Source organism: Pseudoalteromonas sp. TB25 (assembly GCF_000497995.1).
Classification (GTDB): Bacteria; Pseudomonadota; Gammaproteobacteria; order Enterobacterales; family Alteromonadaceae; genus Pseudoalteromonas; species Pseudoalteromonas distincta.
Map to the genome: position 1 here is coordinate 1 of NZ_AUTI01000230.1, position 7,722 is coordinate 7,722.

Sequence of the window (7,722 nt, forward strand, 5' to 3'; positions counted from 1 at the left end):
TTTTACCACCGAGAACACCGAGGCGCTTCGCGCTACACAGAGAAGTTATTAGATCTTCTCTTTCACTTCTCCTTGTCTTCTCGGTGGTGATAATAATGTCTTAATTACTTTATGAGCGAGGTATAAAACCTCACCTACAAAACATTTTTACCACCGAGGGCACCGAGGCCCTTCGCGCTACACTGAGAAGTTATTAGATCTTCTCTTTCACTTCTCCTTGTCTTCTCGGTGGTGATAATAATGTCTTAATCACTTTATGAGTATTTAGCCCAAAACAATTTTACCACCGAGAACACAGAGGCGCTTCGCGCTACACAGAGAAGTTATTAGATCTTCTCCTTTACTTCTCCTTGTCTTCTCGGTGGTGGTAATAATGTCTTAATCACTTTATGAGCATTTAGCCCAAAACAATTTTACCACCGAGAACACTGAGGCGCTTCGCGCTACACTGAGAAGTTATTAGATCTTCTCTTTCACTTCTCTGTGTTGATAACTATTGCTTATTCACTTTGTGAATTCACTTAATAAATAAGATTTAGAACTCATCTAAATACATTACTTATAGTAACCTACTAGTTCAGTTATAAAACTTGAAAGTTGCGACTCAGGCAGCTCATTAATTCCAGCAGCAGCCGCTCGCCCACCACCTGTTGCAAACTTACTACATATATCAACAGCCCCCTGCTTATTACTAAGCGGAGCGCGTACGCTAACAGTGTAACTTCCCTTATTATTACTTGTAACAACACCATGCGCTTTAGTCGGAGCTTGGTTAGCTAAATCATTACCTAATACACCACTAACACGACGCGCCCAAGGCTCATCATCTAATAAAATAACTTTGGCAGTATCACAATCATGCAGAACTTTGGCCCCTGCAGCTTTTTTCATATCAGCTTTATAAGCACGCTCTAAAGTATAGTAAGCAGAGTTTTCATCGTTAATGGCATCAAGCGGCGATTTATATTGCAAAAGTTGCTCGTAAAGATCTTCTGGAGAAAAATGTAAATCAGCCACTTCACTGCCATAGCCGTTATAATTAATATACGTACCAAACGCTTTTAACTGCGATTTTTGCAATGCTGTCAATTTTAACTTATCAGCTTCAGCATCAGCCTTTGCAAATAAATTATCACCATATGCAGCAGTAATTGCCCACAGGTGGAATTGATTATTAAGTAAATTACTCACAATTAAACTGGTGCACATATTTGCATCCAGATCTATATGAGGAAATAAATTTGCGTGATTAGGAATGTCACCTGCTTTGTGATGGTCAACATACATAACTTTAGCGCCAGCCGTTAAAGCATCATGAAGAGCTGGCATATTTTTTTCCATTGAAATATCAAGCACACGAATACAGTCGCCTGATTGTGGTGTTACTTTTTTTAGTAACTGAATATCACGCTTAACCCCAGTTACTTTAACTGTGTCTGTCGGATTAGCGAGTTGTAACTGAAGTAATGCGATAATACCATCTGCATCACCATTAAAAACATCGTATTTCATAATAGTCTCAAAGTCAGAAAACAAAGTACTTTGCTTAACTAAGCGGTTAATCTTTAAATTATTCTGGTATCAAAATCTGAATACCTATAATTTTATAACTTCTTTTTCTTTTAAATACTGAATAATTTGCTCAACACTTTGTTCAATACTTTGCTGTGCTGTTTTTACATGTAACTCTGGTGATATTGGTACATCAAAAGCAGAGCTAATCCCCGTAAAGTTAGGTATTTCGCCAGCTCTCGCTTTTTTATACAAACCTTTAGGATCGCGGCTTTCGCATACTTCTATTGGAGTATCAATAAACACCTCAATAAACTCACCGTTGGCCATAATACTGCGAGCCTGGGCACGATCTGTAGCAAATGGAGAAATAAATGCTGTCGACACTATTAAGCCAGCATCAACAAATAACTTAGCAACTTCACTAATACGACGGATGTTTTCAATACGGTCTTCATCGCTAAATGTGAGCCCTTTATTTAGACCCATACGAACATTGTCACCGTCTAACAAATAAGTATGACAACCTAATTCAAATAATTTTGATTCCACCGCATTAGCAATAGTCGATTTACCTGAGCCACTTAATCCTGTATACCAAAGCAAAACCGGCTTATGTCCTTTATGACCTTGCTTTTGTTCTCGTGACACCGTTTGCGTGTGCCATACTATATTTTCATCCTGGCTCATTAATATACCTTACCTTTTATTCTTGTACGGCCCGAGGTAACCCCACACCGACGTAATATAATTTAAAATGTGACACTAAAGTGCATTAAATACTTACTTAAACGGAAAAAACACCGGTATACAAACTAAAACAACCACTGCATAAACAACACTGACAGGTAAGCCCATTTTAACAAAGTCATTTAATCTATAGTTACCAGCATTAAAAACCATTAAATTAGTTTGATAACCATAAGGGCTTATAAAACTTCCACTTGCAGCAAAAGCAACTGTCATCACAAACGGCAATACATCTACTCCAAACCCAAGCGCAATGGTATAACCTATAGGAAACATTAACGCAGCTGCCGCGTTATTTGTCACAAACTCAGTCATTAACCAAGTTGCTATATAAACAAAGATTAACGCTACATATACATAGCTCGGATCGTTATACTGCCCAATAAAATTGCCTAATGTACCTACTACACCAGAATTAACTAATGCATTTGAAAGCAAAATTGCCGATGAGACAACCAGCCAAATATCAACCGGAAAGCGCCTAACCAGCTCATTCGTTGTTAAACTACGAGTGAATAATAGCCCTCCGAGCAATAATACCAAACCTTCTAATAAATCAAGAATACCAAAAGCGGCCAGCACAATGATTGAAATAAACCCACCAATAGATAGCCAAGCACGCCACCCATTTATTCTTGATTCAGGCTCAACACCAGAAAGTACTAAAAAGTTTTTATTAATATTGGTTCTTGTTTTGTAATCTTTACCCACCGCTAAGACTAAAAAGTCACCAGAACGAATTACAACATCCCCTAACTTTCCAGAGACCTGCTCACCATCGCGTCTAATTGCAACTACAGCGGCATCAAATAAAGCCCTAAAACCTGTTGTTTTTAAGGTTTTACCAACAATAATACTTTCTTGTCTAACTACTACTTCAGTTAAATTACTATTTAACGTACCGTTTTTTTCAGCAAAAATCTCTAAGCCCGTAAATTGTCCAAGCTGAAGTAGCTTAGTAACTTCGCCACAAAATATAAGCCTATCAGAGCACTGTATAACCTCCGAAGGAGACACAGGGCTAATTAAGTGCCCCTTTCTCACTATTTCAACTAAAAACAATGACTCTAAATGCCTCAAACCATTAGCTTCAACGGAACGCCCGATAAGCTCAGAGTTTTCAGCAACCTTAGCATCAATAAAATACCCTTCAGAGGTCGCCTTTTTTTGCTCAATACTGGGTAACATATTCGTGCAAAAATACATAACAACACCACAGCAAACAACTAAAATAGCCCCAATTGCTGTGAACGAAAAAAACGACAGTGAACGTCCAGAAGCCTCAATATACATTGAGTTAACAATCAAATTAGTTGACGTTCCTATAAGTGTTAAAGTACCACCTAAAATAGAAGCGTAGGAAAGAGGTAAAAGTAGTTTACTCGAAAAGTGGTGAGGATTATTACGTATAGGAGAAAGTAACGTAGCGACAACAGCTGTATTATTTAAAATAGACGAAAAAAGTGTAGTAACTCCAAATAACCTAAACCAAGTAGAATGGTAGCTACTCACAATTATTTTAGATGCTACAACCCTTAACAAACGTGTTTTTTCAAGTGCTAAAGAGCACAATACAAGTAAAATTAAAGTCACTAAACCAGGGTTTGCAATGCTTGTTAAAAATTGCTCTTTAGTAACCAAATCACAAGCTATCAAAGCAATAAGTGTCGCTCCAAAAACAGCGACAGGCCTTCCTTGAATAACAACTAATCCAGTAACCGTAAGTGCAAAAATAAAAAGCGTTAGATAAGCATCTAATGGCATAATTATAGTAGCCATCCATAGTTAATAAAACAAAAGTGCGGGCTCAAAAAGCCCGCAATGCTTAGCACGAGCAATCTATCGGATTACTTTTGCATCCCAATGAGGAAAGTGTTTACGAACCAACGCATTAAACTCAACTTCAAAAACAGAGTGTTGGCTTTGCGATTTATTCGTTTTAGCATCCAGAGGCTTACGTATCATCCCAGCACCAACAGTTACGTTAGTTAAGCGATCAATAATAATAAACGCTCCTGTGTGCTTATTAGTATCATAAGCATCAAATTGTACAGGTGCTGTCAAAGCAAATTGACAGTTACCAATCTCATTTAAGTTTAGCTGCGACGCTTCTTTTTGCTCTAGCGTATTCACGTCAACTTTATAGTTAACAGCTTCTACGTGGCCAAAAACAGACTTACTGCCAACTTTTATTTCATACTCACGGTCAACTTGTAGTGCCTCTTCAGTCATCCAAACCACATCAGCTTCTAAATTAGCAGATGAATGAGGTTTTTGATGAGGGCGCACTAACATATCGCCACGACTAACATCAATTTCATCTTCAAGCGTTAGCGTAATAGCCATACCAGCAGAAGCTTTTTCAAGGTTGCCATCAAAAGTAACTATTGATTTAACTTTACTTTCTTTACCTGAAGGTAATGATGCAACAGTATCCCCTACTCTAATATCGCCAGCAGCTATAGTGCCACTAAAGCCACGAAAATCTAAATTAGGACGGTTAACATATTGTACTTGCAGTCTAAATTCATCATTTTTAGCATGCGTCACTGAAACCGTGTTTAAAAGCTTCATTAGCGTAGAACCAGGATACCAAGACATCGCTTCACTTTCATTTACTACGTTATCACCACGCAGTGCCGAAATTGGTACAAAACGTATATCATCAAAAGATAATTTTTCAGCAAACTCTCGGTAATCTTTTTTAATGTTTTGATAAACAGATTGCTCGTAACCGACTGCATCCATTTTATTAATAGCAATAACTACATTTTTAATTCCTAACAAAGAACAAATATAGCTATGGCGACGTGTTTGTACTTGCACACCATGGCGAGCATCAATCAAAATAATTGCTAAATCACATGTTGAAGCGCCCGTTGCCATATTACGAGTATATTGCTCATGTCCTGGCGTATCGGCAATAATAAATTTACGTTGATCCGTTGCAAAGTATCGATATGCAACATCAATTGTAATACCTTGCTCACGCTCCGACTGAAGGCCATCAACTAAAAGCGCTAAGTCAAAATCGTTATCTGTAGTGTTAAAGCGTTTTGAATCTTTTTCGATAGCAGCCATCTGATCTTCAAAGATCATTTTGCTGTCGTAAAGTAAGCGGCCAATTAACGTTGATTTACCATCATCTACACTGCCGCAGGTTAAAATACGCAGCATATCTTTGTTTTCGTGTACTTTTAAATAAGCTTCAATATCGGTTGCAAGTAAGTTTGGTTGTGTTTGTTCGGTCATTTTAAGTCCTTTATAAGCTGTAAGCTATAAGCTATAAGCTATAAGCTATAAGCATTATTCTGTTGCTATTGAGTTTTTTAGGCTATTGATCATAGCGTGTAACTCTTTGGATTCTATAACCCATTCACGGCCAGTATCGTTATTTATATAACCAATTTCTATGCCGATATAAATCTGGGTTCGGGCTTCTGAAAGAGATGAACGTGCAATATCTAAAAAGCGGCGCTTTTCTTTATTACTGTCTCTTGTCATCCCTTCTGCTATATTGCTCGGTACAGATAGTCCTGCACGTGTGAGTTGATCTCTAAAGCCATAATCACGTAAGTCTGCTGTTATTTTATAAATTTGTGCGGATAACCTTGCTGAACGTTTCCATACTTCTAGCTTTTCAAAGTTCATAATAATCCTTTTGATAAAGTCATCAGATCTAAGATTTAAAATCTATATAGCACTTGTTTTACTTACAACTTACGGCTTTAAACTTATAGCTTTGTTTTAGAAATAACCTTCCATTTTTTTCTTTTCCATAGAACCAGCTGAATCGTTATCGATTACTCTGCCTTGGCGCTCTGACGTAGTACAAAGCAGCATTTCTTGGATAATTTCAGGTAATGTTTGAGCCACAGACTCAACAGCACCTGTTAATGGATAACAACCCAATGTTCTAAAGCGAACCATTTTTTGCTGAACTTCTTCGCCTTTTTCAAGCTCCATTCGTTCATCATCAACCATAATTAATGTGCCATCACGCTCAACAACCGGACGCTCTTGTGCAAAATATAATGACGGAATTTCAATACCTTCAAGGTAAATGTATTGCCAAATATCTAACTCAGTCCAATTGCTAAGTGGGAATACGCGAATGCTTTCACCTTTATCGACTTTGCTGTTATAAACATTCCAAAGCTCTGGGCGTTGGTTTTTAGGATCCCAACGGTGGTTTTTATCACGGAATGAATAAACACGCTCTTTAGCACGAGATTTTTCTTCATCGCGACGAGCACCACCAAATGCAGCATCAAAACCATTCATATCAAGGGCTTGCTTTAACCCTTGAGTTTTCATAATGTCAGTGTGTTTAGCACTACCATGAACAAATGGGCTAATCCCCATTTCTAAACCTTCAGGATTTTTATGAACAATTAAATCGAAACCATGCTTTTCAGCCATTTGATCTCTAAACTGAATCATTTCTTTAAATTTCCAGTTTGTATCTACGTGCATTAACGGAAAAGGTATTTTACCTGGATAAAAAGCTTTACGTGCTAAATGTAGTAATACCGAAGAGTCTTTACCAACAGAGTAAAGCATTACTGGATTATCAAATTCTGCGGCTACTTCACGCATTATATGAATTGATTCGGCTTCGAGGGCCTTAAGGTGAGTTAACTTTTCTTCATTCATAACGTTTGTTTATATCCTAAATTATCAAAATCCATCCAAGCCAATTATTAAAATATTATTTGGCTAAACTAAAACTATTATGCGTACTAGTTTAAATATTATAAACACCGCATTCAATGCGCAAGTATGCGTTCATAGTACTATATTCTTCACTAAGGTGCTGAGTGCATCATCAAGAGAGTAAATAATCCTTATTTACTCTCTAAGCGAGGTATAAAACCTCACCTACAAAACATTTTACCACCGAGAACACCGAGGCGCTTCGCGCTACACTGAGAAGTTATTAGATCTTCTCTTTCACTTCTCTGTGTTCTCTGTGGTGATAATAATGTATTAATCACTTTATGAGCATTTAGCCCAAAACAATTTTACCACCGAGGGCACCGAGGCGCTTCGCGCTACACAGAGAAGTTATTAGCTCTTCTCTTTCACTTCTCTGTGGTGATAATAATGTCTTAATTACTTTATGAGCGAGGTATAAAACCTCACCTACAAAACAATTTTACCACCGAGAGCACAGAGGCGCTTCGCGCTACACAGAGAAGTTATTAGATCTTCTCTTTCACTTCTCTGTGTTCTCTGTGGTGATAATAATGTCTTAATTACTTACTCTATAAGCTAGGTATAAAACCTCACCTACAAAACATTTTACCACCGAGAACACCGAGGCGCTTCGCGCTACACAGAGAAGTTATTAGATCTTCTCTTTCACTTCTCCTTGTCTTCTCGGTGGTGATAATAATGTCTTAATTACTTTATGAGCGAGGTATAAAACCTCACCTACAAAACATTTTTACCACCGAG

The 7,722-nt window shown here is 37.7% G+C and carries 6 protein-coding genes; all 6 read right to left on the reverse strand.

Features of this window, described 5'->3' with window-relative positions:
- Positions 1 to 555: 555 nt before the first annotated feature.
- The 6 genes from L652_RS0106820 to cysD all read right to left on the reverse strand — a co-directional run bounded on the left by L652_RS0106820 (position 556) and on the right by cysD (position 6,918).
- The gene (locus tag L652_RS0106820; protein ID WP_024596723.1) at positions 556 to 1,512 is read right to left on the reverse strand and encodes a hypothetical protein; all 957 of its coding nucleotides are present in this window, start codon (positions 1,510 to 1,512) and stop codon (positions 556 to 558) included.
- Between the two features lie 84 nt (positions 1,513 to 1,596).
- Positions 1,597 to 2,202, reverse strand: coding sequence for an adenylyl-sulfate kinase (gene cysC, locus L652_RS0106825; RefSeq protein ID WP_024596724.1), 606 nt, complete (start codon positions 2,200 to 2,202; stop codon positions 1,597 to 1,599).
- A gap of 93 nt (positions 2,203 to 2,295) precedes the next feature.
- Positions 2,296 to 4,026, reverse strand: a complete 1,731-nt coding sequence (locus L652_RS0106830) for an SLC13 family permease (RefSeq protein WP_024596725.1) — start codon at positions 4,024 to 4,026, stop codon at positions 2,296 to 2,298.
- Positions 4,027 to 4,101: 75 nt separating this feature from the next.
- The gene (gene cysN / locus L652_RS0106835) at positions 4,102 to 5,514 is read right to left on the reverse strand and encodes a sulfate adenylyltransferase subunit CysN (protein WP_024596726.1); all 1,413 of its coding nucleotides are present in this window, start codon (positions 5,512 to 5,514) and stop codon (positions 4,102 to 4,104) included.
- Between the two features lie 54 nt (positions 5,515 to 5,568).
- On the reverse strand, positions 5,569 to 5,913 hold the full coding sequence (locus tag L652_RS0106840; protein ID WP_024596727.1) for a four helix bundle protein: 345 nt from the start codon (positions 5,911 to 5,913) through the stop codon (positions 5,569 to 5,571).
- A gap of 96 nt (positions 5,914 to 6,009) precedes the next feature.
- Positions 6,010 to 6,918: a sulfate adenylyltransferase subunit CysD gene (gene cysD, locus L652_RS0106845; RefSeq protein ID WP_002963147.1), complete on the reverse strand. Its 909-nt coding sequence runs from the start codon at positions 6,916 to 6,918 to the stop codon at positions 6,010 to 6,012.
- Positions 6,919 to 7,722: the final 804 nt, after the last annotated feature.